Origin of the sequence: Paraburkholderia tropica, from assembly GCF_914484835.1 — a bacterium.
GTDB lineage: Bacteria > Pseudomonadota > Gammaproteobacteria > Burkholderiales > Burkholderiaceae > Paraburkholderia > Paraburkholderia tropica_A.
The window spans coordinates 23,645-48,455 of sequence record NZ_CAJZAR010000041.1 but is presented as its reverse complement, the minus strand read 5'-3'; the positions used below and the strand labels follow the sequence as shown (position 1 = coordinate 48,455).

The 24,811-nt window shown below is 66.7% G+C and carries 23 protein-coding genes; 8 read left to right on the top strand and 15 right to left on the bottom strand.

Features of this window, described 5'->3' with window-relative positions:
• Positions 1-133: 133 nt before the first annotated feature.
• Together LDO54_RS11490 and trmL are read left to right on the top strand one after the other, a co-directional pair.
• Positions 134-952, top strand: coding sequence for a ComF family protein (locus LDO54_RS11490; protein WP_224010483.1), 819 nt, complete (start codon positions 134-136; stop codon positions 950-952).
• Between the two features lie 67 nt (positions 953-1,019).
• A complete protein-coding gene (trmL, locus tag LDO54_RS11485; RefSeq protein ID WP_065062125.1) occupies positions 1,020-1,490 on the top strand; it encodes a tRNA (uridine(34)/cytosine(34)/5-carboxymethylaminomethyluridine(34)-2'-O)-methyltransferase TrmL in 471 nt (156 codons plus the stop codon).
• 23 nt (positions 1,491-1,513) lie between these two features.
• Here trmL and LDO54_RS11480 read toward each other — a convergent pair whose 3' ends face one another.
• The 5 genes from LDO54_RS11480 to LDO54_RS11460 all read right to left on the bottom strand — a co-directional run bounded on the left by LDO54_RS11480 (position 1,514) and on the right by LDO54_RS11460 (position 4,577).
• Complete coding sequence (locus LDO54_RS11480; RefSeq protein ID WP_224010305.1) at positions 1,514-2,038, bottom strand: O-acetyl-ADP-ribose deacetylase; 525 nt, start codon at positions 2,036-2,038, stop codon at positions 1,514-1,516.
• Positions 2,039-2,158: 120 nt separating this feature from the next.
• Positions 2,159-3,157 carry an NAD(P)H-dependent glycerol-3-phosphate dehydrogenase gene (locus LDO54_RS11475; RefSeq protein WP_224010304.1) on the bottom strand — a complete coding sequence of 333 codons (999 nt, stop codon included), beginning with the start codon at positions 3,155-3,157 and terminating at the stop codon, positions 2,159-2,161.
• Between the two features lie 45 nt (positions 3,158-3,202).
• Positions 3,203-3,670 carry a protein-export chaperone SecB gene (secB, locus tag LDO54_RS11470; RefSeq protein WP_065062119.1) on the bottom strand — a complete coding sequence of 156 codons (468 nt, stop codon included), beginning with the start codon at positions 3,668-3,670 and terminating at the stop codon, positions 3,203-3,205.
• A 221-nt stretch (positions 3,671-3,891) separates the two neighbouring features.
• Positions 3,892-4,155, bottom strand: a complete 264-nt coding sequence (grxC, locus tag LDO54_RS11465) for a glutaredoxin 3 (RefSeq protein WP_205996396.1) — start codon at positions 4,153-4,155, stop codon at positions 3,892-3,894.
• Positions 4,152-4,577 (bottom strand): rhodanese-like domain-containing protein, encoded by a 426-nt coding sequence (locus LDO54_RS11460; RefSeq protein ID WP_224010303.1) that lies wholly within the window; start codon positions 4,575-4,577, stop codon positions 4,152-4,154. The genes grxC and LDO54_RS11460 overlap by 4 nt, the downstream gene beginning before the upstream one ends.
• A 189-nt stretch (positions 4,578-4,766) precedes the next feature.
• Between LDO54_RS11460 and gpmA the strand changes: the two genes are divergently transcribed.
• The 3 genes from gpmA (at position 4,767) to LDO54_RS11445 (ending at position 8,500) form a co-directional block, all read left to right on the top strand.
• The gene (gene gpmA / locus LDO54_RS11455) at positions 4,767-5,516 is read left to right on the top strand and encodes a 2,3-diphosphoglycerate-dependent phosphoglycerate mutase (RefSeq protein ID WP_224010302.1); all 750 of its coding nucleotides are present in this window, start codon (positions 4,767-4,769) and stop codon (positions 5,514-5,516) included.
• A gap of 479 nt (positions 5,517-5,995) precedes the next feature.
• Entirely contained in the window at positions 5,996-7,570 is a 1,575-nt protein-coding gene (locus tag LDO54_RS11450) for a S41 family peptidase (RefSeq protein ID WP_224010301.1), read from the top strand.
• A gap of 162 nt (positions 7,571-7,732) precedes the next feature.
• Positions 7,733-8,500: a HesA/MoeB/ThiF family protein gene (locus tag LDO54_RS11445; protein WP_224010300.1), complete on the top strand. Its 768-nt coding sequence runs from the start codon at positions 7,733-7,735 to the stop codon at positions 8,498-8,500.
• A gap of 65 nt (positions 8,501-8,565) precedes the next feature.
• Here the strand turns inward: LDO54_RS11445 and ptsP are convergent, their stop codons facing one another.
• From ptsP to LDO54_RS11410, 7 genes are all read right to left on the bottom strand, one after another.
• Positions 8,566-10,302 carry a phosphoenolpyruvate--protein phosphotransferase gene (gene ptsP, locus LDO54_RS11440; protein WP_224010298.1) on the bottom strand — a complete coding sequence of 579 codons (1,737 nt, stop codon included), beginning with the start codon at positions 10,300-10,302 and terminating at the stop codon, positions 8,566-8,568.
• 340 nt (positions 10,303-10,642) lie between these two features.
• Positions 10,643-10,912: an HPr family phosphocarrier protein gene (locus tag LDO54_RS11435; protein WP_065062107.1), complete on the bottom strand. Its 270-nt coding sequence runs from the start codon at positions 10,910-10,912 to the stop codon at positions 10,643-10,645.
• Positions 10,913-11,051: 139 nt separating this feature from the next.
• Entirely contained in the window at positions 11,052-11,645 is a 594-nt protein-coding gene (locus tag LDO54_RS11430) for a PTS sugar transporter subunit IIA (RefSeq protein ID WP_224010296.1), read from the bottom strand.
• A 363-nt stretch (positions 11,646-12,008) separates the two neighbouring features.
• The gene (gshB, locus tag LDO54_RS11425; RefSeq protein WP_224010294.1) at positions 12,009-12,962 is read right to left on the bottom strand and encodes a glutathione synthase; all 954 of its coding nucleotides are present in this window, start codon (positions 12,960-12,962) and stop codon (positions 12,009-12,011) included.
• Positions 12,963-13,078: 116 nt separating this feature from the next.
• The gene (gshA, locus tag LDO54_RS11420; protein WP_065062103.1) at positions 13,079-14,368 is read right to left on the bottom strand and encodes a glutamate--cysteine ligase; all 1,290 of its coding nucleotides are present in this window, start codon (positions 14,366-14,368) and stop codon (positions 13,079-13,081) included.
• Between the two features lie 510 nt (positions 14,369-14,878).
• Positions 14,879-16,357, bottom strand: coding sequence for an ammonium transporter (locus tag LDO54_RS11415; protein WP_224010293.1), 1,479 nt, complete (start codon positions 16,355-16,357; stop codon positions 14,879-14,881).
• 54 nt (positions 16,358-16,411) lie between these two features.
• Positions 16,412-16,750 (bottom strand): P-II family nitrogen regulator, encoded by a 339-nt coding sequence (locus LDO54_RS11410; protein WP_006048089.1) that lies wholly within the window; start codon positions 16,748-16,750, stop codon positions 16,412-16,414.
• A 615-nt stretch (positions 16,751-17,365) separates the two neighbouring features.
• Between LDO54_RS11410 and LDO54_RS11405 the strand changes: the two genes are divergently transcribed.
• Both LDO54_RS11405 and LDO54_RS11400 read left to right on the top strand, forming a co-directional pair.
• The gene (locus LDO54_RS11405) at positions 17,366-17,623 is read left to right on the top strand and encodes an accessory factor UbiK family protein (protein WP_065062099.1); all 258 of its coding nucleotides are present in this window, start codon (positions 17,366-17,368) and stop codon (positions 17,621-17,623) included.
• A gap of 150 nt (positions 17,624-17,773) precedes the next feature.
• Positions 17,774-19,381: a YifB family Mg chelatase-like AAA ATPase gene (locus LDO54_RS11400; protein ID WP_224010292.1), complete on the top strand. Its 1,608-nt coding sequence runs from the start codon at positions 17,774-17,776 to the stop codon at positions 19,379-19,381.
• Between the two features lie 414 nt (positions 19,382-19,795).
• Here LDO54_RS11400 and LDO54_RS11395 read toward each other — a convergent pair whose 3' ends face one another.
• Positions 19,796-20,512: a hypothetical protein gene (locus LDO54_RS11395; protein ID WP_436975555.1), complete on the bottom strand. Its 717-nt coding sequence runs from the start codon at positions 20,510-20,512 to the stop codon at positions 19,796-19,798.
• Between the two features lie 169 nt (positions 20,513-20,681).
• Between LDO54_RS11395 and LDO54_RS11390 the strand changes: the two genes are divergently transcribed.
• Positions 20,682-21,212, top strand: coding sequence for a TlpA disulfide reductase family protein (locus LDO54_RS11390; RefSeq protein WP_224010291.1), 531 nt, complete (start codon positions 20,682-20,684; stop codon positions 21,210-21,212).
• Between the two features lie 56 nt (positions 21,213-21,268).
• On the opposite strand, the gene LDO54_RS11385 is transcribed toward LDO54_RS11390, so the two are convergent.
• Complete coding sequence (locus LDO54_RS11385) at positions 21,269-22,630, bottom strand: sigma-54-dependent transcriptional regulator (protein WP_224010290.1); 1,362 nt, start codon at positions 22,628-22,630, stop codon at positions 21,269-21,271.
• A complete protein-coding gene (locus tag LDO54_RS11380) occupies positions 22,627-24,618 on the bottom strand; it encodes a sensor histidine kinase (protein ID WP_436975554.1) in 1,992 nt (663 codons plus the stop codon). The genes LDO54_RS11385 and LDO54_RS11380 overlap by 4 nt, the downstream gene beginning before the upstream one ends.
• Positions 24,619-24,811: the final 193 nt, after the last annotated feature.

Here is a 24,811-nt window from a genome sequence, read left to right as displayed (position 1 = left end):
TCCCATCCTTTCAGTTCACGAGCCCGCTTCGGGCCGCCCTTCGATGCCGCCGCCGCCCGCTTCGACGTCCCCTTCGACGTCTCTTGAGTCGCCCGCCTGGCGACGCGCCTGTGTCTGGAGCCGAATTCAGGCCCTGCCGCGCGTCTGTCAGAGCGTGCGAGCGCGTTGGCCGCGGCTCGCCCACTTCGTGCTGCCCAATCCGTGCCCATTATGCGGCAATTTGACGCGAGGCAGTTTCAGCGTGTCCGGCGCTTCCAGCGTGCGCAGCGTGCTCTGCGAAGGGTGCGATGCCGCGTACTGGAACGAAGCGCGGCTGCGCTGCGCGGTCTGCGCGCTGCCGCTGGCGAGCGCGCGGCGCACGAAGAACCCGGTGGACGCGGCGGACGGGACACGCGGCCGCTATTGTTGTGACGCTTGCGTGAAAACCCCGCCCGCGTTCGACGCGACGCTTGCGCTCGCCGACTATCGCGCGCCGCTCGACGGTCTCGCGCGCGGGCTGAAGTTCCGCGCGAGGCTTGCGCTGGGTGAAGAATTCGCGCGGCGGCTCGCGCTCGCCGCCGAAGACGCGCTCGACGCCGACTCGCACCCGGATGCGCCCGACCTGATCGTGCCCGTCCCGCTCTCGCGCGAGCGCCTGATCGAGCGCGGCTACAACCAGGCGTGGCTGATCGCAAAGCCGCTGGCCCGCGCGCTCGGCACGCGCGCCAGCGCCACGCTGCTGCGCCGCACGCTGCACACGGCGCCGCAATCGAAGCTCGACCGCGAAACGCGCCGCCGCAACGTGGGCCGCGCGTTCGCACTGACGCGGGCCGATCTGCGCGGCCTGCACCTCGGCGTGGTCGACGACGTGATGACCTCGGGCGCCACGCTCGACGCCCTCGCCCACACGCTCAAGGCCGCGGGCGCGCGGCGCGTGACGAATTTCGTCGCGCTTCGGACGCCGAAGGACTGAGCGTACACGGCTCGCCATCCGCATCGTTTTTATCGTCTTTTACTGTCTTTTCACGAGTTTCATCATCATGTTCAACGTCGTTCTCGTCGAACCGGAAATCCCGCCGAACACCGGCAACGTCATTCGCCTGTGCGCCAACACGGGCGCGCGACTGCATCTGATCGAGCCGCTCGGCTTTCCGCTCGACGACACGAAGATGCGCCGCGCGGGCCTCGACTATCACGAATACGCGCAGATGCACGTGCACGCCAACTGGGACGCGTTCGTCGCGAAGGAAACGCCCGATCCGGCGCGCATGTTCGCGTTCACCACGCGCGGCTCGGGCCGCTTTCACGATCACGCGTTCCTGCCCGGCGACTGGTTCGTGTTCGGCGCGGAGACGCGCGGCCTACCCGACGGCGTGCTGGAGCGCTTCGCGCCCGAACAGCGCGTGCGCCTGCCGATGCGGCCCGGCAACCGCAGCCTGAACCTCTCGAACACCGTCGCGGTGGTGGTGTTCGAGGCGTGGCGCCAGGCCGGTTTCGAAGGCGGGGAATAAGGACGGATCGATCGAATGCGTGCTTATTGAGCACGCAATTCGCGCGCATACCGCGCGAGCATCGCGTCGTCGAAGCACGCGAAAATCACGCGGTCGAGCGCCGGATACGCGGGCAAGGCGTCGATGACGGTTGCGACCGCAATCGTCATCGCTTCGTCGGGCGGGAATCGATACACGCCGCAGCTGATCGCCGGAAACGCGATGCTCGTCACGCCCGCGTCTCGCGCGACGTCGAGCGAGCGCCGGTAGCACGAAGCGAGCAGAAACGCCTCGTCGCGCGCGCCGCCGTTCCAGACCGGGCCGACGGTGTGAATCACGTGTTTCGCGGGAAGCCGGTAGCCGGCGGTGAGTTTGGCGTCGCCGGTCGGGCAGCCATGCAGCGTCTCGCATTCGCGCAGCAGATCGGGGCCGGCCGCGCGGTGGATCGCGCCGTCCACGCCGCCGCCGCCGAGCAGCGAACTGTTGGCGGCGTTCACGATGGCATCGACGGCGAGCGTCGTGATGTCCACGACCCGCGCCTCCAGCGTGCAATGTCCGATGGTGAGCATGACGGTCCTCCTTGCGCGATCACGCGCAACGTTGCGCATTCACGGCGAAGGCGAAGGCGCAACACATCACGCGCCCCGCGCCGCACGCAAATCGGCGCATGAATCATGCGCCGATCCGTATTACTCCGCCTTCGCGTCGCGCCTGAGCAGGGCGCTCACGGCGTCGCGCGGCGCCACGCCGTCGAACAGCACGGCGCATACCGCCTCGGTGATCGGCATGTCGATCTGATGCGCGCGCGCGATCGCCAGCACGGCGCGCGCACAGCGCACGCCTTCGGCCACATGGCCGAGCGCGCCGAGAATGTCGTCGAGCGTGCGCCCGCTCGCCAGCTGCTTGCCGACGGTGCGGTTGCGCGAGAGGTCGCCGGTGGCGGTGAGGATGAGGTCGCCGAGGCCCGTGAGACCGGTAAAGGTTTCCGCGCGGCCGCCGAGCGTGACGCCCAGACGGGTCATTTCCGCGAGCCCGCGCGTGATGAGCGCGGCGCGCGCGTTCAGGCCCAGCCCGAGACCGTCGGAAATACCGGTGGCGATCGCCAGCACGTTCTTGACCGCGCCGCCCACTTCCACGCCGACGACGTCGTCGCCGGTATAGATGCGCATCGCGCGGTGATGGAACGCGGCGAGCGTGCGCTCGCGGCAGTCGGCCGAAGTACTCGCGACCGTGAGCGCGACGGGCAAGCCCTCGGCCACTTCGCGCGCAAAGCTCGGGCCGGACAGCACGCCGTTGCTCGCGTGCTCGGGCAATTCCGCCGCCACGACCTGATGCGGCATCAGTTGCGAGCCGGCGTCGAAGCCTTTGCAAAGCCAGACGAAATGCGCGGGCACGCGGCCCAGGTCGCGCATCGTGCGCAGCATGTCGCTCAGGCCCGCCACGGGCGTGCCGAGCACGACGAGATCGGCCTCGCCCGCGCCGTGGTCGAGCGCGGCGGCGAGATCGGTTTCGTACTGAAGAGATTCAGGCAGCGAGACGCCCGCGAGATAGCGGGCGTTCTCGTGCGTTTTGCGCAGGGCGTCGACGAGCGCGCCATCGCGCGCCCATAACACCGTGTCATGCGCCTGGGCCAGATGCCCTGCCAGCGCGGTGCCCCACGCTCCGGCGCCGAGAACGGCGACTTTCATTCCGATACTCCGCACCGGTTGGTTCGATCAGCGATCAAAAAACGATTAATGCGTGGCGTTGCTGGCGCCGTCCTGCTGCTGCGCGATCTGCTGCAGGCGTTGCTCGTAGAGCGCCTGGAAGTTGATCTCGGCGAGATGGATCGGCGGGAAGCCCGCACGCGTGATCGCGTCGGCGATGTTCGAGCGCAGGTACGGGAACAGGATGGTCGGGCAAGCGATGCCGACGAGCGGATCGACCTGTTCAGCCGGGATGTTGCGGATGTCGAAAATGCCGGCCTGCTTGGCTTCGATCAGGAACGCAACCTTGTCCTTGACCTTGGCGGTGACCGTGCCGGTGACGAGAATCTCGAACACCGATTCCGCGAGGCGCTCGGCCTTGACGTCGACTTCCACTTCCACCGACGGCATGTCCTGCTCAAGGAAGATGGCCGGCGAGTTCGGCTGCTCGAGCGACAGGTCCTTGAGGTAGATGCGCTGGATGTTGAAGAACGGCTGGTTATTCTCGTCAGACATGGTGTTTGGCTTCCTGATTGATTGAACTGCGGCTGCACAGTATCGCAAGGTCTCGCAATGATGCGAGCCTGCACGGCGCAGCCGCACTGAGCAGCAACAAACGACAACACGCCCGCGCGAACCGTTTCGGCTCGCGCGGGCGAAACCTGGGGCGCTTTTACCGCGCCCAAGCCGCCCTTTCGGGGCGGCGGATGCATCGGACCGACGTTCAGCCCGAAAAATCAGGCCGTGGCTTCGAGCAGCGGCATCAGGCCGCCGGCACGATCGAGCGCGGAGAGGTCATCGTAACCGCCCACGTGCGTCTCGCCGATATAGACCTGCGGCACCGTGCGACGGCCGGTGCGCGTCATCATTTCTTCACGGCGCGCCGGATCCCGGTCGATCAGCACCTTCTCGATGTGTTCGACGCCGCGCGACTTTAAAAGACGTTCGGCCATCTGGCAATACGGGCACACCTGGGTGCTGTACATGACCACCTTGTTCACTTCGAACCTCCTTGTTTCACGACCGGCATACCGGCCTGCTGCCAGGCGTTCACGCCGCCGTCCAGCACGTGGACTTCGGCAAAACCGGCTTCTTTCACAAGGCTTGCGGCCTTGTTCGAGTGCTGGCCCGTCTGGCAGACCAGCAGCACCGGGTTGCTCTTGTTTTTCACGAGCTGGCCGATCTTGCCTTGCAGCTCGCCCACCGGCAGGTGACGGGCAGCGGGCAAATGGCCCTTCGCGAACTCTTCGGCCGAACGCACGTCGATCACTACCGCGTTGCGGCGGTTGATCATCTGCGTGGCTTCGGCGGCTGAAATACCGCCGCGGCCGCCGCGCTTGAGCGTCGGCCACAGGAGCAACCCTCCTGAGATGAGGACGATCGCGATGAGAACAAGGTTGATGTAATTGGTGAAGAACGTCACGGAGGGGCCGCCGGGAAAAAGAGAAATCGTGGGAAATCGAGTTCGGACAATCCGCTCATTATAAAATAACCGTTTGTCGCAGGGTTGACGCCCCCAGCCCGGGCGCGAAACCCGATGGACCGGGCCGCCCTGGCTTGCTGGCCGTTCCCGTCCCCGATTACCGCTTCTTCACTACCGACCGGCATCCTCATGTACAAACTCGTACTCATCCGCCACGGCGAATCGACGTGGAACAAGGAAAACCGCTTCACCGGCTGGGTGGACGTCGACCTGACCGAACAGGGCAACCGCGAAGCCCAGCAGGCCGGCCAGCTCCTCAAGGCGTCGGGCTATGCGTTCGACATCGCCTACACGTCGGTGCTCAAGCGCGCGATCCGCACGCTCTGGCACGTCCAGGACCAGATGGACCAGATGTACCTCCCGGTGGTCCACTCGTGGCGTCTGAACGAGCGCCATTACGGCGCGCTTTCGGGCCTGAACAAGGCGGAAACGGCCGAGAAGTACGGCGACGAACAGGTGCTCGTCTGGCGCCGCAGCTACGACACGCCGCCGCCCGCGCTCGATCCGTCGGACGACCGCACGGCCTACAACGACCCGCGCTACGCCAAGGTGCCGCGCGAGCAGCTGCCGCTGACCGAATGCCTGAAGGATACGGTCGCGCGCGTGCTGCCGCTGTGGAACGAGTCGATCGCGCCGGCCATCAAGTCGGGCAAGAAGATCGTGATCGCCGCGCACGGCAACTCGATCCGCGCGCTCGTGAAGTACCTGGACGGCATCTCGGACAGCGACATCGTCGGCCTGAACATTCCGAACGGCGTGCCGCTCGTCTATGAACTCGACGAGAACCTCAAGCCCATCACGCATTACTACCTCGGCGACGCCGAGGCGATCGCGGCGGCCCAGGCCGCTGTCGCGAACCAGGGCAAAAAGGCCGGCTAATCGCCGTCCCTCCCGTCCTGCCCGCGCATGACACTCACCAGCGCCCGCTCATCCGAGCGGGCGCTGGCCGTTTACCCACGTAACCGCGTAAGCACGTGTGCGCGCCCCCACGTACCCGCCCACCCGCGCGGCGGCTGCCAACTTCGGCCACACTCCGCGCTGCTCGCGGCCTCGCTGACGGCGCCGCCAGCTTCGCGCCAGTTCTCCGCCACGCCCGCGTCCAACCAGCACTCGCGGCGAATTTCACGGCACAATTCACGGCACGCGGATTGCGAACCCGCCCGCTGCGCGGTTGTCGAACCCGCAACGTTCGGCCTCGCCGCGAGCTTCGATGCACGCCCGCGCATTCGTCGAACCCGGCGCTGAACGCGCCTTGTACACAGACGCGGCAACTGTGCAGTTATACTTGTCCGTCGCTTTTCCATTAGACGCTGCCACGCGCCTTTTCTAACGCGCCTCGACCGCACGCAACAACCTCTATGCGAAAGAACCTGAAAAACATCGGCCTGATCGCCGCTGGCCTCGCGACCGGCGTATTTGCCACCCTGCAGATTTCCGCCTCGGCGCAGCAGACCCAGCAGACCGTGATCGAGCCGCTGCCGCTCGACCAGCTGCGGCTCTTTGCCGAAGTCTTCGGTCAGATCAAGCATGAGTACGTCACGCCGGTCGACGACAAGAAGCTCCTCACCGCCGCCATCAAGGGCATGGTGTCGAGCCTCGACCCGCACTCGTCGTATCTCGACAAGACCGACTACCAGGAACTCCAGGAACAGACCAAGGGCCGCTTCGCGGGCCTCGGCATCGAGATCTCCTCGGAAGACGGCCTGATCAAGGTGATCTCGCCCATCGAAGACACGCCCGCGTTCCGCGCCGGCATCCGTCCGGGCGACCTCATCACGCGCATCAACGACAAGCCCGTGCGCGGCATGACGCTCGACCAGGCGGTCAAGCAGATGCGCGGCGACCCGGGCACGAAGGTCACGCTCACGATCTTCCGCAAGACCGACGACCGCACCTTCCCGCTCACGATCACGCGCGCCATCATCAAGGTGCAGAGCGTGAAGTCGAAGATCCTCGCGCCGGGTTACGCGTACATCCGCATCACGAGCTTCCAGGAACGCACCACGCCTGACCTCGCAGCCAAGCTGCAGGACATCGCGCGTCAGGAGCCGAACCTGAAGGGCCTCATCCTCGACCTGCGCAACAACGGCGGCGGCCTGCTGCAGAGCGCGGTCGGCGTCGCGGGCGCGTTCCTGCCGGCGGACTCGGTTGTCGTCTCCACGAACGGCCAGATCCCCGACTCGAAGCAGGTCTATCGCGACAACTACGAGAACTACCGTCTGCCGTCGTTCGACGGCGATCCGCTCAAGGGCGAGGCGGCCGAGTTCAAGACCGTGCCGATGATCGTGCTGACCAACGCCTACTCGGCGTCGGCGTCGGAAATCGTGGCGGGCGCGCTGCAGGACCAGAAGCGCGCGCTCATCATCGGCAAGACGACGTTCGGCAAGGGCTCGGTGCAGACCGTGCGTCCGATGACGGCCGACACGGCGCTGCGTCTGACCACGGCGTACTACTACACGCCGAGCGGCCGCTCGATCCAGAACAAGGGCATCCGTCCTGACGTCGCGGTCGACCAGTACGCAGACGGCGATCCGGACGACGCACTCGTCACGCGCGAAGTCGACTACTCGAACCACCTTGCGAACACGCAGGACCCGGACGAGAAGAAGGAGCAGGATCTGCGCGAGCAGGAACGCATGGACATGCTGCGTCAACTCGAGGAGCAGAACGACAAGAAGACGCCGGAACAGCGCCAGAAGGATCGCGAGCGCAAGCCGGTCGAATTCGGTTCGACTGACGACTTCATGCTCCAGCAGGCGCTGAACAAGCTCCAGGGCAAGCCGGTGACGGAATCGAAGTCGCCGATGGAGCGCCGCCTGTCGCAGCAGAAGCCGCCCACCTCGGCGTCGGCGCCCATCGCCGTCAAGCCGGGCGCGCTGATCATGGCGCCGGGCGCTTCGGCACCGGCTCCGGCCTCGCCCCCCGCGAAGTAACACGCAGCATCCCGTAGCACCCTCCTTGCGGCCCCTGACGCTTCGCGCGTCAGGGGCCGCAAGGCCATCTGCGCCAGCGCCGGTACAATAGGCAACCTGTACTCACGGCGCACGTCGCGGCCCTCCGGCCTTGTCGCTGCGCCTCGCACCGTGCGCCCCGCGATGAACGACGACCAACTCCTCCGCTATTCCCGCCATATCCTCGTCGACGAGATCGGCATCGAGGCTCAGCAGCGCTTTCTCGACGCGCATGCGCTCGTGGTCGGCGCGGGCGGGCTGGGTTCGCCGGCGGCGATGTATCTCGCGGCGTCGGGCATCGGCACGCTCACGCTCGTCGACAACGACACGGTCGATCTCACCAATCTGCAACGCCAGATCATGCACGAGACGGCGTCGGTGGGCCGCGCCAAGGTCGAGTCGGGCCGCGAGGCCGTCGCACGCCTGAATCCCGAGGTGACGGTGAACGCCGTGCAGGCGCGTATCGACGACGCCTGGCTCGACGAGCAGGTGCCGAAGATGAGCGTGGTGCTCGATTGCACCGACAACTTCGCCACGCGCCACGCGATCAACCGCGCCTGCGTGAAGCACGGCGTGCCGCTCGTCTCGGGTGCGGCGCTGCGCTTCGACGGCCAGATCAGCACCTTCGATTTCCGCCGCGAGGACTCGCCCTGCTACGCCTGCGTGTTTCCCGAGGATCAGCCGTTCGAGGAAGTCGCGTGCTCGACGATGGGCGTGTTCGCGCCCACGGTCGGCATCATCGGCGCGATGCAGGCGGCGGAAGCGCTGCGCGTGGTCGGCGAGATCGGCACGCCGCTCGTCGGGCGGCTGATGATGCTCGATTCGCTGCGGATGGAATGGAACACGATGCGCATCGCGCGCCAGCCCGACTGCCCCGTTTGCAGCGAGCGGCACGGCGAGCGGCACGTTTGAGCGACCATGAAAAAAGCCCCGGCATGCCGGGGCTTTTTCACTTTTGAAGCACTCGACGGCGCAGGTCACGCCTGCGCGAGACGTCCTAAGGCCGCCTGCAATTCCTCCGGCTCGTAAGCCGCCAGCACATCGGCGACCGGCTTTTCTAGCGCCTTCAACTGCGAGCGCAGAATCTCCTGCTTCACCACCAGCAACTGGCTCGGGTGCATCGAGAACTCGGTCAGCCCCATGCCGAGCAAGAGACGCGTGAGCTGCGGATCGCCCGCCATCTCGCCGCACACCGAGACCGGCACACCCGCGCGCTTCGCCTCGCGCAGCGTGTGCGCGATCAGCTGAAGCACGGCCGGATGCAGCGGATCGTAGAGATCGGCCACGGCGTTGTCGGCGCGGTCGATCGCGAGCGTGTACTGGATCAGATCGTTGGTGCCGATCGAGAGGAAGTCGAGCCGGCGCAGGAACATCGGCAAGGCGAGCGCCGCCGCCGGAATCTCGATCATCGCGCCGACCTGGATGTTCGGATCGTAGCCGAGGCCCGCGTCGTCGAGCTGACGCCGCGCTTCGCGGATCAGGTCGAGCGTCTGGTCGATCTGCTGCGCGTGCGCGAGCATCGGAATCAGGATCTTGATGTTGCCGAACGCCGACGCGCGCAGGATCGCGCGCAGCTGCGTGAGGAACATCTGCGGCTCGGAGAGGCTCCAGCGGATCGCGCGCAGACCCAGCGCCGGGTTCGCGGCGGTCTCGTAACCGTCGCCGCTGAGCGAATCGAGCGGCTTGTCCGCGCCCACGTCGATCGTGCGGATGGTCACGGGCAGCCCGTTCATCAGCTCGGCCGCGCGCTTGTAGGCCTCGAACTGCTCGTCCTCCTCCGGCAACTGGTCCTTGTGATTCATGAACAGGAACTCGGTGCGGAACAGGCCCACGCCGGTCGCGCCCGCTTCGAGCGCCGCCTGGGCGTCCTCGGGCAGTTCGATATTCGCGTAAAGCTGGATGCGCGAGCCGCACAACGTTTGCGTCGGCGAGAACTTCAGACGCTGCAGCTTGCGGCGCTCGAGCGCCATTTCGCTTTGCCGGTAGGTGTACTCCTCCAGCACGATGGGCGCGGGATCGACGATCACCACGCCGTGATCGCCATCGACGATGATGAGGTCGTCCTGGCGGATCAGCGCGCTCGCCTGCTGCACGCCGACAGCCGCCGGAATGCCGAGACTGCGCGCGACGATCGCCGTGTGCGAAGTGCGGCCGCCCAGATCGGTGACGAAGCCCTGGAAGGTTTGGCCCTTGAACTGCAGCATGTCGGCGGGCGCGATGTCGTGCGCGACCACGATCATCTCGTCGCAACTGCCGTGCAGCGGCGTGGGCGAGGCGCCCGCGAGCGCCTTGAGCACGCGTTCGACCACCTGCTCGATGTCGGCCTTGCGTTCACGCAGGTATTCGTCCTCGACTTCGTCGAAGTGGCGCGTGAGGCGTTCGAGCTGTTCGGTGAGCGCCCACTCGACGTTGAAGCGGCGCGTGCGGATGAGGTCCATGGTCTCCTGCACGAGCATCACGTCGTTCAGGATCATGAGGTGCACGCCGATGAAGGCGCCCATTTCGCTGGGCGCGTCGGCGGCGAGGTCGGCGCGCAAGGTGTCGAGCTCCTGCTCGACGAGCTTGAGCGCGACCCGGAAGCGTTCGATCTCGGCTTCGATCTGCGACAGCTCGACCAGATAGTGATCGACGTCGAGCGCGGCCGGAGCGATCAAATACGCCCGCCCGATGGCAATACCGCGCGATACGGGAATTCCATGCAGCGTGAACGGCACGCGCACCTCCTCTGGTTATGTGATGCCGCGGCAAACCGCTGCAATGCGCACTCTCTGACCCCGACCGTCATTATAAATTCCGCCGCGTGCCGATGTTCCCTTGCGATACGTGTTTTGCAACGCCACAACGGCTTGCGCCGCGTGCCGATGCCTCGTGCATTCGTCTGACATGACGGCGCGCGCGCAGATCGGTGCAGCAATGAAAACGCCGCGTCGGAACGCGGCGTGGAGAGGGGGCAAAGCGTTGAACGAAGCGGTGGCCGAAGCGCTGCTGTCGTCCGTTCAAAGGCGAGGCGGCTGGCGCAGGAAGAGGACCGCGCCGGACACGCTCATTCGCGCTTCACTGGCCTTCGCCGAACTTATCGGCGATCAGCTTGAGCAGCGCGCTCATGGCGTCCTGCTCGTCGGGGCCTTCGGTTTCGATCAGCACCGTGCTGCCGATGCCCGCGGCCAGCATCATCACGCCCATGATGCTCTTGGCGTTGATGCGGCGGCCGTTACGGCTCATCCAGATTTCCGACTGATAGTTGCCGGCCAGTTGCGTCAGCTTCGCCGACGCGCGCGCATGCAGGCCGAGTTTGTTCACGATGGTCGTTTCTTGTTGCAGCATAGGTCGATCCAGACGCAGTGTAGGTTGGAGTGATGCGGTGAGATTGTGCGACGCCGTGGCCCGGCGTGCTCGCTGCGCGGCCTGCGCCGCGCGCGCTGCGGCGCGGCTCGCGCCACGCCGCCGTGATGCGGATGCCGCCTCAGGCCGTGCCGGCGGGTTTGAGCGCATCGGCGAGACGGCTCGCGAGGTCGCCGCAGCCGGCTTCGGCGAGTACTGGCGCAGCCGTTGCAGCCGTTGCGCAGCTCGCGCCCGCCACGGCGGACTTCGCCATGTCGGCGGCCGCGTCGGAAGCCGCTTCCGCGCACGGCGTGGGCGCGCAGCCGCAGTCGTTCACGGGTGGCGGCGTGCACGGACCGATGGTCTGCACGCCCTTGCTCGCGCCCGCGAGCGCCTTTTCGACGAGCGTGTCGAGCGGCGTCGCGCGGTAGCAGACCGCACGCACCAGCATCGGCAGATTCACGCCCGCGAGCACGCGCACCTGCGGCACCGTGGCGAGACGCGCGGCGATGTTCGAGGGCGTGGCGCCGAACATGTCGGTGAGCACGAGCGCGCCGTTTTCCTCGCGCAGACGCTCGATCTCGGCGTTGGCCCGGGCGACCACCTCGGCGGGGTCGCTGTCGGGCAGCACGTCGAGTGCGCCGATGCGCGCCGGACAACCGCCGTAGATATGGGCAATGCACTCGCGCAGCGCGGTGGCGAGCGGTGCGTGGGCGATGATGAGAATCCCTGCCATGTCAGCTTGACTGCAATAAACGGCTTCGGATGATGCTGGCGCCGACCGGTGGCCAGCCGTGGGCCATCAGGGTCGGAACGTGCTCGGGCGCGCTTTCTGGCGATGCAGCACGCGCGTCCCGGAGACGGACTCGCGGCATTGTAGCAGGCTCATTTTCGCGCAGACCATGCGGTTTTGCTCGCGGTTTTCATTCCGCTCGCATCAACCTCACCCAACGTGCAGCGCAGTTTTTGTGCCTTGCAGCACCGCGCTACGCGCCCTCACCCCTCAGATGCCGTCGCGGCGCCCGGAATCAAGCGCCGCGCTGCCGCGTTTCGAGCGTCTCCTCGAAACGCGGCATGAAGCCATCAAACCGACGCAGACTCAAGCCGCCGCGCGCTCCAGCGCGTCGATGAACATCGCGGCCACGTCGAAGCCGGTCTGCTCCATGATCTCGCGGAAGCAGGTCGGGCTCGTGACGTTGACTTCGGTGAGCCAGTCGCCGATAGCGTCGAGGCCCACGAGCAGCAGCCCGCGCGCGGCCAGCGTCGGCCCGAGCGCCTTGGCGATCTCCATGTCGTGCGCCGTGAGTGGCTGCGCGCGGCCCAGACCGCCCGCGGCCAGATTGCCACGCACCTCGTTGCCCTGCGGAATGCGCGCGAGCGAGTACGGCACCGGTTCGCCGCCGATCAGCAGGATGCGCTTGTCGCCGTCCTTGATCTCGGGGATGAACTTCTGCGCCATCACGCTGCGGTGGCCGTCCTCGCTCAGCATCTCGATGATCGAGCCGAGGTTCATGCCGTCCGCCTTCACGCGGAACACGCCCATGCCGCCCATGCCGTCGAGCGGCTTGAGGATCACGTCCTGATGTTCTTCGTGGAATTTGCGCAGACGCGCGGCGTCGCGCGTGACCAGCGTCGGCGCGACGAACTGCGGGAATTCGCCGATCGCGAGTTTTTCCGAGTGATCGCGGATCGCCTGCGGCTTGTTGAAGATCTTCGCGCCCGCGCGCTCGGCCAGTTCCAGCAACCACGTGGACGTGACGTACTCCATGTCGAACGGCGGATCCTTGCGCATCAGCACCGCGCCGAACTCCGTGAGCGCGCGCGTGGTGTCGGTGGCCGTGAACCACGGCGCGCGATGCAGGTCCGCCGTATCGCCGACGATCTCGACGCGCCGCACGTCGGCTTCCACGCGACCGTTCACCCAGGCGAGCTGCTGCGGCTCGCACGCATAGAGCGTGTGGCCGCGCTTCGCGGCCTCGGCCATCATCGCGTAGGTCGAATCCTTGTAGATCTTGAACCGCTCGAGCGGATCGGCGATGAAGAGAATGTCCATGTCGTCCCTGCTGTATCCGTGCTGTTTCGTGATGTGATGACGGCTGCGCCCGCACAGGGCGGGCGCAGCGTCGTGTTATCCGTCGTGTCGTGCCTGGCGCCGGTCTGCGCCGGCCATCAGACCTGGATCGCTTCCGGGTCGGTCTTTTCGAGCTCGACCGATGCCGCCAGCAATCCGAGGCGCGCGACCACGCCGTACATGTAGAAGCGGTTCGGCGGCGCCGCGCCCGGCTTCGCGCGCGTGTCGGGCAGCGCCGTGTGCTCGAAGCCGAGCGGCACGAAGTGCATGCCGGGCGCGTTCAGATTCTGGTCGCGCTCGCGGCTGCCGTGCGCGCGATAGAAACCGCCCACCACGTAGCGGTCGATCATGTAGACGACCGGCTCGGCCACTTCGTCGCCGATGTGCTCGAAGGTGTAGACGCCTTCCTGCACGATCACGTCGTGCACCTCGAGCCCGTCCTTCGTGGCCGACATCTTCGCACGTTCGCGCTTGGTGAGCGCGGCGACCTCCGAAGCGTCGTGCACCGTCATCACGCCGCGGCCGTCGGTGCCCGCGTCGGACTTGATCACCACGTAGGGCTTTTCGGTGATGCCGTACTCGCGGTACTTCTTCGCGATCTTCTTGAGCACCGCGTCGATGGCGGTCGCCAGTTGCTCCTCGCCCGTGCGCGCCTCGAAGTCGACGCCTTCCACGTGCGCGAAGTACGGGTTGATCATCCACGGATCGACGCCGACCATCTTCGCGAACTTCTTCGCCACGTCGTCGTAGCAGGAGAAGTGCGTGGATTTGCGGCGCACCGCCCAGCCCGCGTGCAGCGGCGGCAGCAGATACTGCTCGTGCAGGTTCTCCAGCACGGGCGGAATGCCGCCGGACAGATCGTTGTTCAGAAGAATCGAGCACGGGTCGAAGTTCTTCAGCCCGAGACGGCGCTGCGAACGTTCGAGCGGCTCCAGCACGATCTTCTGGCCGTCCGCCAGCGAGATCGTGACCGGCCCGGCGATGGTTTCGTCGAGCGTGCCGAAACGCACGTTCAGGCCCGCCTGACGCATGATCGTGGCGAGCCGCGCGACGTTCTCCAGATAGAACGCGTTGCGCGTGTGCTGCTCGGGAATCACGAGCAGATTCTTGGCGTCCGGGCAGATCTTCTCGATGGCGGCCATGGCGGCCTGCACGGCGAGCGGCAGCACTTCCTGCGGCAGGCAGTTGAAGGCGCCCGGGAACAGATTGGTGTCGACCGGCGCGAGCTTGAAGCCGGCGTTGCGCAGATCCACCGAACAGTAGAACGGCGGCGTGTGCTCCTGCCATTCGAGGCGGAACCAGCGCTCGATGGCCGGCGTCGCGTCGAGGATGCGCTGCTCCAGTTCGAGGAGCGGGCCATTCAACGCCGTGACCAGATGCGGGACCATATGGGATTACTCGCGGACGAAAGCTTATTGGATTGTAGGGAAACCGGTGGTCTATCTGGGGACGATTGCGCCGGATGCAAGACGCGTTCTCCTTACGCCATGTAGGGTGATGCGCGGCCAGGCCTCGGGCGGTTCGTCACCCCGGCGCGCCGCCGGCCCTCCCTTCATTCCTGGTGAATATCCATTCTGGACCGCGTGCGCCGTCGCGCGCAATGGAGTCCCACGAAATGAAGGGACACTTTCTCGGCAACTTGCCTGCAACTTCGCTGCAACTTCCCCGCAATTTCCCCCATACGCAGCTAACGCGCGCCGCGCGCCTTTATTCCCACATCGCGAAACGAGGGAGCAAACCGCGCGCCCGCGTTTCGGCAGCCATCGCACGCACAAAGCTCGCAAAAAAAGAAAGGGCCCGTCACGAGGACGGGCCCAAGTCGCTGTGCTCCAGTACTGCCTTTACTGCCTGTACTGCCCTACAACCTCAAACCATGAATCGGATCCGTGATCGAACGCTTATTCGACGCGTTCGCCGTGCAGGATCACGTCCAGACCTTCGCGTTCTTCTTCTTCCGTGACGCGCAGGCCCATCACCATGTCGATGACCTTCAGCAGGATGAAGCTGACCACGCCGCTGTAGATCAGGGTCGTCGCGACGCCCTTGATCTGCAGGATCACGCTGCCGTCGGCGCCGCCGATGTCCTTGACCGCGAACACGCCGGTCAGGATGGCGCCGATGATGCCGCCGATGCCGTGCACGCCGAATGCGTCGAGCGAGTCGTCATAACCGAACTTGTGCTTGAGCCACGTAGCCGACCAGAAGCAGACCACGCCTGCCACCACGCCGATCACGATCGAGCCCATCACGCCGACGAAGCCCGAAGCCGGCGTCACTGCAACCAGACCTGCCACCGCGCCCGAAGCGATACCGAGCACCGAAGGCTTGCCCTTGGCGATCCACTCCGCGAACATCCAGCCGAGCGCCGCGCATGCCGTGGCGATCTGCGTCGTGAGCATCGCGAAACCGGCACGGCCGTCAGCCGCCACTGCCGAACCCGCGTTGAAGCCGAACCAGCCCACCCACAGCATGGCCGCGCCGATCAGCGTGAGCACGAGGTTGTGCGGAGCCATCACTTCGCGGCCATAACCGACACGCTTGCCGAGCACGAGGCAGCACACGAGACCGGCCACACCGGCGTTGATGTGCACCACCGTGCCGCCTGCGAAGTCGAGGATGCCTGCGCTGGCGAGCCAGCCGGTCGGTTCCCAGACCATGTGCGCGATCGGCGCGTAGACGATGACCGACCAGAGCGACATGAACACCAGCATCGCCGAGAACTTCATGCGGTCAGCGAACGCACCGGTGATGAGCGCCGGGGTGATGATCGCGAACGTCATCTGGAACACGAAGTACACGCTTTCCGGGATGGTCGGCGCGAGGTGGCTGACCGTCAGCGTCGTCGCCTTGTCGCCCTTGATGTAGTTCATGCCTTCAAGGAAGACGCGCGAGAAGCCACCGATGAACGAGCCGCCCGGCGTGAACGCCAGCGAGTAGCCGATCACCGTCCAGATCACCGTGACGACGCAGGTGATGGCGAAGCTTTGCATCAGCGTCGCGAGCACGTTCTTCTTGCGGACCATGCCGCCGTAGAACAGCGCGAGACCCGGGATCGTCATGAACAGCACGAGCGCCGTGGAGGTCAGCATCCAGGCGGTGTCGCCCGAGCTGATCTTCGACGAATCGACCGAGAACGGCGCGGTCGGTGCGGCGGGCGCGGCGTCGGCGGCCGGCGCGCTGGCGGAGGCGCCGGATGCCGCGTCGGCGGCGGGTGCGGAGGCGGCAGGCGCTGCTGCGGCCGCCGAAGCGTCAGGGGCAGCGGAAGCTGCGGGAGCCGACGCCGCGGCCGGCGCCGAAGCGTCGTCCGCGAGGGCGGCGCCGATGCCGCCGGCGAGCAGCGAGCCGGCCATCAGCAGGGACATCAAAAGTTTGCGCATCTCGGTTTCCTCTTGTCTCTCTCGTCTATCGACTATCGCGTGTGCTGCTGGTGGTCAGAGCGCGTCTGCGCCGGTCTCGCCGGTGCGGATACGGATGACCTGTTCGATGGGGGTGACGAAAATCTTGCCGTCGCCGATCTTGCCCGTGCGCGCGGCGCGTTCGAGCGCCTCGATCGCCTGGTCGACGATGTCGTCGGACACGGCGGCCTCGATCTTCACCTTGGGCAGGAAGTCGACGACGTACTCCGCACCGCGATACAGCTCGGTGTGGCCCTTCTGACGGCCGAAGCCTTTCACTTCGGTGACCGTGATCCCCGAGACGCCGATGGCCGACAGGGCCTCGCGCGCCTCATCGAGCTTGAACGGCTTGATGATTGCTGTAATCAGTTTCATGTAGTCCTCGCTGTAGTTGCTTCATCCCGTGTTTATTTCTGCAACGGGCGCCTGCGGTGCGGGTCTCGCCCCGCTGGCGCACCGCGAGCCAGCCGTTTTTCGGTGCGCGGGACGGTATTAGCAACACCCGTGCCAATTCGATCGGCCGAAGTTTTTGACAGAGTTCGATGCAGGATTGGCGCATCCCGTGGACAATGCGCGATCCGCGTGCGCAGGCCCGCGCGCGAACGACCTGCCGACGACGCCAAACGCGGTCCAGGCGGGGCGCGGGCACGGCCGGCGCAGGTCCTGGCCGGATGGCCAACGTGAGGTCCGCGCGGTGGCGGCGGCCTGGGATCGTTGCTAGAGTGTTCTCAGGTCTCGCGTCATGGCGCAGGTGCGCGAGCACCGCGCAAAGCCGCTTGGGCGCGAGTTTGCAGGCCGCGCGCCGGCGCCTCGCGGGTGCCTTGCCGGTGCCTCGCACGCACCCGCAGGCAACATCGCACGCGCCACGCACCAGATGCGCACACGGGTATGGCCCGACTTGCGGGTTGCGCACCAAGATCGGTCACGACCCAAAGCGAGGCACAGTCGAAACGAAACTTGCACAAAATTTGTGCAACGAAGGGGAAGCGAATGAAACAACCGAACGATGTATTCAACGACATTCAGTCGAAGGTCAGCGATCTGCTGAAGAACTCGCCCGCGCGCGACGTCGAGCGCAACGTGCGCGCGATGCTCTCGCAGGGCTTTTCGAAGCTCGAACTCGTCACGCGCGAGGAGTTCGACGCGCAGGCGCAAGTGCTCGCCCGCACGCGCGCGCGCCTCGAAGAACTCGAACGCCGCGTGGCCGAACTCGAACAGAAGCTGCCCGTCACTGGCCAGTCGTCCTGAACAATTCTGTGTTTGCTTAAGGCAAGCGAGCCGTAACGGTTTCGCAAAGGAACCGTAAAGGGGCACGCGCCTCACCAGCCTGGCGCATGGGCCGCGCGCGACATCCACGTCGCGCGTGCGGCGCGCGTGTGCCGTCTCCCGGAGATCCCCATGTCGCTTGCCGTGGTGCGCAGCCGCGCGCCGGCTGCTGGCCGCGCGCCCGACGTCACCGTCGAAGTCCATCTTGCCAACGGGCTGCCGTCGTTCTCCATCGTCGGCCTGCCCGATCTCGAAGTGCGCGAAAGCCGCGAGCGCGTGCGCGCCGCGCTCAGCAACTGCGGCTTCGACTTTCCCGTGCGCCGCATCACCGTCAATCTCGCGCCCGCCGATCTGCCGAAGGAATCGGGACGCTTCGACTTGCCGATCGCGCTCGGCATCCTGGCGGCGAGCGGGCAGATTCCCGCCGCTTCGCTCAGCGCCGATCGCGAGTTCGCGGGCGAACTGTCGCTCACCGGCGCGGTGCGGCCGATGCGCGGCGCATTCGCGATGGCTTGCGGCACGGCGCGCGCACATGCGCATTCGGCTGCTGCGGCTGCCCCTGCCGCTGAGCACAGCGACGAAGCCGCCGCCGATCACGCGGCACCACGCACGCCGCAGCTCTATCTCCCCGCCGACAACGCCGCCGAAGCCGCCCTGGTGCCCGATGTCGATGTCTACGCGGTCACCGACCTGCGCGCACTGTGCGCGCATCTCTCCGGCGCGGAGGGTGCGGAGGACGCGCGCCTTGCGCCCGTGCGCGCCAGCGCGCTCGACGCCACGCCGCGCGCCGCCCTGCCCGACATGGCCGACGTGATCGGCCAGCGCGGCGCCCGTCGCGCGCTCGAAGTGGCGGCGGCGGGCGGTCATCATCTGCTGATGGTCGGGCCGCCCGGCGCGGGCAAGTCCATGCTCGCCGCGCGCCTGCCCGGCCTGTTGCCGCCGATGACCGACACCGAAGCGCTCGCGAGTGCCGCGCTGCTCTCGGCGAGCGCGATCGGCTTCTCGCCGCAGCAGTGGCGGCGGCGGCCGTTTCGCGCGCCGCATCATTCGTCGAGTGCGGCGGCGCTGGTCGGCGGGCGCAATCCGCCGCAGCCCGGCGAAATTACGCTCGCACATTTAGGTGTCCTCTTTCTCGACGAGCTGCCCGAGTTCGACCGCCATGTGCTGGAGACCTTGCGCGAGCCGCTGGAAGCCGGTTCCATCACCATCTCGCGCGCGGCGTGGCAAGCCGACTTCCCCGCCGCCTGCCAACTGGTCGCGGCCATGAATCCGTGTCCGTGCGGATGGCGCGGCGATCCGTCCGGGCGGTGCCGCTGCACGCCCGAAGGTGCGGCGCGCTACCGGCGCAAGCTGTCCGGGCCGCTGCTCGACCGCATCGACATCCAGATCGAGATTCCCGCGCTGCCGCCCGCCGAACTCGCTGGCCGCGCCAGCGCACCCGGCGAGGCCAGCGCGATCATCGCGCAGCGCGTGGCGGCCGCGCGCGAGCGGCAGATCGCGCGTCAGGGCAAGACCAACCGTGAATTGAGCGGACGCGAAACCGACACCGTCTGCCGCCCCGATGCTGCTGGCGAAGCGCTGCTGCGCGAAGCGGGCGAGCGCTTCGGCTGGTCGGCGCGCGCTTACTACCGCGCGCTCAAGGTCGCGCGCACGATCGCCGATCTCGACGGCGCCGCCATGCCCTCGGCCGCCCATATCGCGGAGGCCGTGCAGTATCGCCGCGCGCTCGCCGATCAGTAGTGCGCACGAATTGCGCGACGCGAACGCTCGTGCGCCGCGCCACGCGGCGCTTTGTGCGTTCCAGGCAGCGGCGGCACGGCGTCACTCGTCAGACGGATCAAAAAATGCATGTCAAGACTTGACTTATGCACACAACGTCGTGTTCGACCCGTTTATGTGCACGATTCGCATTCAGTTTTTATTCATACCGCAAGTCATTGATTCTTCAGTAATTAGCAAACCACCGGAAAGCGCTCAGATCTAACAAAAAGCCCACAGGGCGGCCTTTTGCGGCTGGCGGCGCGGCTTTTTCCACAAAGTTACCCACAGGCTCTGTGGGTAACCCGTAAACCCTCAATCAAATCCGTGTGTTAGCCGGTAAACCCAGGAGAGCACATTCACTTCGGGCCGCCAGCGCCCGTCGCTCCGTTATCCTCAATACAGTCTGAAAGATTGGAAGAACTGATCGACTTGTTCCACGGGCGGCTGCTCGCGGCCCACGATCGCGAGCTGGTACGCGTGCGTTCCTCTGGCGACAAGACGCGCGTGAATCGTGCGCGCTTCGGCCTTGCCACCCGCGTTGCCGAATCCTGCCGGGTTATCGGCCTTGCCCGTCAGATCGAGTTCGATGCCCTGCACTGCGCCGCCCGCCGCCAGCGGCACGTCCACCGCATGCGCGGCGGGCGGCGCGCCCAGATTGCGCGCGAGGCCGTCGCGCAGGAAATCGAGCGCTTTTTGCTGGGTGGCGGGCTGTGCGTCGGGCAGATCGAGCGTGCCGACCACGAATACGGCGCCGCCCACTTCGGCGGTCTGCACGCGCATGCGCATGGTTGTGCCGCCGACGTCGAGACTGCGCTGATCCGCGCCCGGCTTGGCGGGCAAGTCGACGCTATAGCCGCTCGCGTTGTTCGACACCGTGCGCCAGTCGTAGGTCGGCGAGCACGCCAGCACGCCCGCGACGAGCGCCGCGCCCAGCATGCACGCGCCGCCGCGGCGCACACGCGCGCGCCATCGCGACCCTGATAGTGAAAGCGGCAACTCCCGCGCAGACCGCGCGCGGAGTCCGGCGAAAAACGCGGCGACAGTTGGAAAACCCGGAAAACGCTGGCGTGGCGGCATAAAAGTGCGGGAATGAGCGAAGGTTCGCATCATTATCCGCTGCGATGCCGGGCATGTGCCTGCGTAGCCGCTATGCCGGGAAATTCAGCGCTACAATGCCTTTGCTCAAGTTTTGCCTGTTTTTTGCCGGCGGTTTTGTCCGCAGTTTTGCCAGACGCAGTCCGGCTCTTTCCGCGCCCGTGGGCGCTCGAGGCACCAACCCATGTCCGCATCCCCGAATTCACCAAAGGCGCGCTCCGGCGCGCTGCGCAACATCGCCGCCGCCGTCGTCGTGCTGGCGATCGCCGTGGCCGGCTATTTCGCGTTCTTCGGCAGCCAGCAGCGCGTGCCGGACGCCACCTTCACGCTGCTGTCCGGCCAGAAGGTCTCGACCGCCGATCTCAAGGGCAAGGTCTATCTGATCAACTTCTGGGCGACCAGCTGCGCGACCTGCATGCAGGAAATGCCGCAGATGGTTCAGACCTATAACCGCTACAAGGGCGAAGGCCTCGAATTCGTCGCCGTGGCGATGAACTACGACGCGCCGATGTACGTCGCCAACTACGCGCAAACGCGCCAGCTGCCGTTCAAGGTGGCGATGGACGACGGCTCCGCCGCGAAGCAGTTCGGCAACGTGCAGCTCACGCCGACGACCTTCGTGGTCGACCGCAACGGCAAGATCCTCAAGCGCTATGTGGGCGAGCCGCAGTTCGCGGAACTCGACCAGCTGCTGCAAAAGGCGCTCGCGACCTGAGCCGCACAGAACGCATCGCCCAATAAAAAACGGCAGCGAAATTCGCTGCCGTTTTTTTATGCGCGCGGTTCGTGCTCGCCGCGCGCCACGAGGCCGTAGCGCCGGATCTTTTCGTAGAGCGTGGCCTTAGCCATCTGCAGGCGCTCCGCCGCCTGCGCGACCGCGCCGTTGGATTGCTGGAGCGCGTCGGCGATCAGCGCGCGCTCGTATTGCTCGACGCGCTCCTTGAGCGGCTGCGCGTCGTCGGCGCCGTTCGCGGCGGGCGGCGCGACATCGTCGGGAATCCCAAGCACATAGCGGTCCGCCGCGTTGCGCAGTTCGCGCACGTTGCCGGGCCAGTCGCGCTGCGCGAGACGCATGCGGTCGCGCTCGGTGAGCAGCGGCGCGGGCCGCTGGTAACGCACCGCTGCGTCCAGCAGAAAGTGCTCGAACAGCGGCACGATGTCCTCGCGGCGCTCCGCGAGCGGCGGCAGCGCGATCGTCACCACGTTGAGCCGATACAGCAGGTCGCGCCGGAACGTGCCCGCCGCGACGTGTTCGAGCATGTCGCCCTTCGCCGCCGCGACCACGCGCAGATCGACGCGCACCGGCTGATTCGAACCCAACCGCTCCAGCACGCCGTCCTGCAGCACGCGCAGCAGCTTCACCTGAAGCGCGAGCGGCATGCTTTCGATTTCGTCGAGAAAGAGCGTGCCGCCCGCCGCGTGTTCGAGCTTGCCGATACGCCGCTTGGCCGCACCCGTGAACGCACCCGGCTCGTAGCCGAACATCTCCGACTCGAACATCGGCTCCGGCAGCGCGCCGCAGTTCACGGCCACGAACGGTTTATCGCGGCGCGGCGAAAGCTCGTGCAGGCTGCGCGCGATCAGCTCCTTGCCCGCGCCGGTGTCGCCGTTGATGATCACGGACGCATCGGTGGGCGCGACGTTCGCGATCAGCTTGCGCACCTGCTCGATCGCCGGACTTCTGCCGATGATGCGCGGCGCGAGCGCGTTCTGCCCCGCCAGTTCGCGGCGCAGCGCGAGGTTTTCGAGCATCAGCGTGCGGCGCTCCAGCGCGCGGCGCACGGTTTCGATCAGCCGCTCGGACGCGAACGGTTTCTCGATGAAGTCGTAAGCGCCGTCGCGCATCGCCTGCACGGCCATCGAAATATCGCCATGACCGGTGACGAGAATCACCGGCACATCGGGCGCGCGGTCGTGGCACTGCGCGAGCAGGTCAAGCCCGCTCATGCCGGGCAGGCGGATGTCGCTGACGACCACGCCCGCGAATTCGGCATCGACGAGCGGCAGCGCGGCTTCGGCCGTCGCGAAACCGGTGGCCTCGAAGCCCGCGAGTTGCAGGCTCTGCACGCCGGCGCGGCGCACCAGTTCGTCGTCCTCGATATAGAGCACCCGGCCGGGCGTCGTGTCGATCATGTTCGTTCGCCTTCCTGATTGGAGGTGCGCGATGCGCTGGAGGTTTTATCTGCGCCGCGCGCATTCTCCTGATTCTGCGGCTTCGGCTCCGCCGCCCCCATGCGCGTGCGCCGCAGCGTCAGCACGAAGCACGCGCCGCCGTCCTGGCCGTTGTGCGCGGCCAGCGCGCCGCCGCAATCGCGCGCGATCGACGACGAAATCGCCAGCCCGAGACCGAGCCCCTGCCCCATCTCCTTGGTCGTGAAGAAGGGCTCGAAGAGGCGCGGCATGACGTCGTCGGGAATGCCGGGGCCGCTGTCGCGCACCGAAATCGCGAGCGTCGCGGGCAGCGCCTGAATGTCGATGACGATGCGCGGATCGGGCAGCCCCGCGACCGCGTCGAGCGCATTGCCGATCAGGTTGATCAGCACCTGTTCGAGCCGCAGGTCGTCGCATTGCGCGACCAGTTCGGGATACTCGCCGTGCGGATCGAGCGGCACCGGCGCGGCCTCGCCGTCGGTCAGGGTGAGTTCGACGCGCACGCCTTCGAGCCGCTTGCCGAGCAGCGCGAGCGCATTACGCAGCGCGCGCGCCACGGGCGAGCGCTGGCTCCTGGGCTTCGCGCGCCCCACGAACAGCTTGAGCTGATTGACGATCTTGCCCATGCGCTCGGTGAGCGAGCCGATCGCCTCCAGATTCTCGTGCGCCGAATCGTACTGGCCGCGCGCGAGAAACACGCGCGTGTTGTCGGAAAAACTGCGCAGCGCAGCGAGCGGCTGATTGAGTTCGTGCGTGATGCCCGCCGCCATCTGCCCGAGCGCCGCGAGCTTGCTCGCCTGGATCAGCTCGTCCTGGGTCGCGCGCAATTCCTGTTCGGCGCGCGTGCGCTCGGCCACTTCGCGTTGCAGCCGTTCGTTGGCCTGCGAGAGATCGGCGGTGCGCTCGGCCACACGGTCGTTGAGCATCGCATAGGCCTTTTGCAGCATCGCGCGGCTGCGCAGCACTTCGCGCACGCGCGCGCGGCGCATGCGCCAGTAGAAGCCGAGCAGGCACAGCGACACATAGCCGAAGCCCGTCATGACCGTGGCGTTGCGCGCGGCGTCGAGCACCGGATCGATCGGCGACATCGTCACCAGATGCCAGTCGGGCTCGCCGAGCGCGCGGCGCGTTTCCAGATAGCGCGGCGCGCGCAGGCCGCTGCCGATGCGCACGATATCGGCGTCGCCGGGCAGCACGCGCTCGACGCTCGCGGGCAAGGGCGCGATGTCCTGGCGCGCGTACTGGCGCGTCTGGTCGATCGAGCGGACGATCTCGGCGGGCAGCGGCCGCACCGTGCGGTACTTCCACGCGGGCACCGAAGACAGAAAGATCACGCCGTGATCGTCGGTGACGAGCAGCGGCTCGGACGCATCCGAGCCCGGAAACCATTCGAGATTGAGCTTCACCACCGCCACGCCGACGATCTTGTCGCCGCGCCGCACCGGCTGCGAAATGTAGTAGCCCGGATCGTGCGAGATCGTGCCGATGCCGAAGAAGCGCCCGACGTTGCCTTTCGCGGCCTCGATGAAATACGGGCGGAAGCGGTATTCGCTGCCGACGAAGCTGTCCGCGCCGCGCCAGTTGCTCGCGGCGATGCAGCGGCCGTCGGCGCCGATGATGTAGGTCGTGGTCGCGCGCGCGTGGCGGTTCACATCCTCGAGATAGCGGTTCGCCTCGGCCACCCAGTCGGGGCGCGGATCGGCCAGCACGTCCTGCACGAGCGGATGCGCGCCGACCAGATAAGGCAGCGATTCGTAGCGCTCCAGCGTGCTCTTGAGCGCGGCGGTCGTGCGGTCGCCGCGCACGGCGGCGTTGCGGCGCAGCGCGTCGATGCCGGTCTGCCAGGCGAGCGACCACGCGAGCGCGCAAACCACCGCGAGCCCGACGGCGAGCACGATGAACACAATGAGACGGCGCGTCACGGATGAGGCTTCCGGGGAATCGGACAGAGATGGGGAGAATTGTGGCACACGCTTACCGCGCGAGGCGGCCGACGGCTTGAGCGGAAGGGGAAAAGAGGCGCGGCGCGCCGCAGGGGAAACAGCGCGCCGCCCAACGGCACGAGGCCGTTAAAGGACATGATGCTGGGTAAAGCGCAGGTACAACCGTTACTGCAATCGTAGATGCAATCCGGGCGAAGCGCATGTGCCCTCCGCCCGAGAA

Excerpts from the sequence above, each read along its gene's own strand:
- LDO54_RS11410 (WP_006048089.1), bottom strand. The coding sequence starts at position 16,750 with ATGAAACTGATTACAGCAATCATCAAGCCGTTCAAGCTCGATGAGGCG.
- LDO54_RS11400 (WP_224010292.1), top strand. The coding sequence starts at position 17,774 with ATGTCGCTTGCCGTGGTGCGCAGCCGCGCGCCGGCTGCTGGCCGCGCG.
- gshA (WP_065062103.1), bottom strand. The coding sequence starts at position 14,368 with ATGGTCCCGCATCTGGTCACGGCGTTGAATGGCCCGCTCCTCGAACTG.
- LDO54_RS11475 (WP_224010304.1), bottom strand. The coding sequence starts at position 3,157 with ATGAAAGTCGCCGTTCTCGGCGCCGGAGCGTGGGGCACCGCGCTGGCA.
- secB (WP_065062119.1), bottom strand. The coding sequence starts at position 3,670 with ATGTCTGACGAGAATAACCAGCCGTTCTTCAACATCCAGCGCATCTAC.
- LDO54_RS11435 (WP_065062107.1), bottom strand. The coding sequence starts at position 10,912 with ATGCTGCAACAAGAAACGACCATCGTGAACAAACTCGGCCTGCATGCG.
- gshB (WP_224010294.1), bottom strand. The coding sequence starts at position 12,962 with ATGGACATTCTCTTCATCGCCGATCCGCTCGAGCGGTTCAAGATCTAC.
- gpmA (WP_224010302.1), top strand. The coding sequence starts at position 4,767 with ATGTACAAACTCGTACTCATCCGCCACGGCGAATCGACGTGGAACAAG.
- LDO54_RS11390 (WP_224010291.1), top strand. The coding sequence starts at position 20,682 with ATGTCCGCATCCCCGAATTCACCAAAGGCGCGCTCCGGCGCGCTGCGC.
- LDO54_RS11480 (WP_224010305.1), bottom strand. The coding sequence starts at position 2,038 with ATGCTCACCATCGGACATTGCACGCTGGAGGCGCGGGTCGTGGACATC.
- trmL (WP_065062125.1), top strand. The coding sequence starts at position 1,020 with ATGTTCAACGTCGTTCTCGTCGAACCGGAAATCCCGCCGAACACCGGC.
- LDO54_RS11415 (WP_224010293.1), bottom strand. The coding sequence starts at position 16,357 with ATGCGCAAACTTTTGATGTCCCTGCTGATGGCCGGCTCGCTGCTCGCC.
- LDO54_RS11385 (WP_224010290.1), bottom strand. The coding sequence starts at position 22,630 with ATGATCGACACGACGCCCGGCCGGGTGCTCTATATCGAGGACGACGAA.
- LDO54_RS11405 (WP_065062099.1), top strand. The coding sequence starts at position 17,366 with ATGAAACAACCGAACGATGTATTCAACGACATTCAGTCGAAGGTCAGC.
- LDO54_RS11445 (WP_224010300.1), top strand. The coding sequence starts at position 7,733 with ATGAACGACGACCAACTCCTCCGCTATTCCCGCCATATCCTCGTCGAC.
- LDO54_RS11395 (WP_436975555.1), bottom strand. The coding sequence starts at position 20,512 with ATGATGCGAACCTTCGCTCATTCCCGCACTTTTATGCCGCCACGCCAG.
- LDO54_RS11450 (WP_224010301.1), top strand. The coding sequence starts at position 5,996 with ATGCGAAAGAACCTGAAAAACATCGGCCTGATCGCCGCTGGCCTCGCG.
- LDO54_RS11430 (WP_224010296.1), bottom strand. The coding sequence starts at position 11,645 with ATGGCAGGGATTCTCATCATCGCCCACGCACCGCTCGCCACCGCGCTG.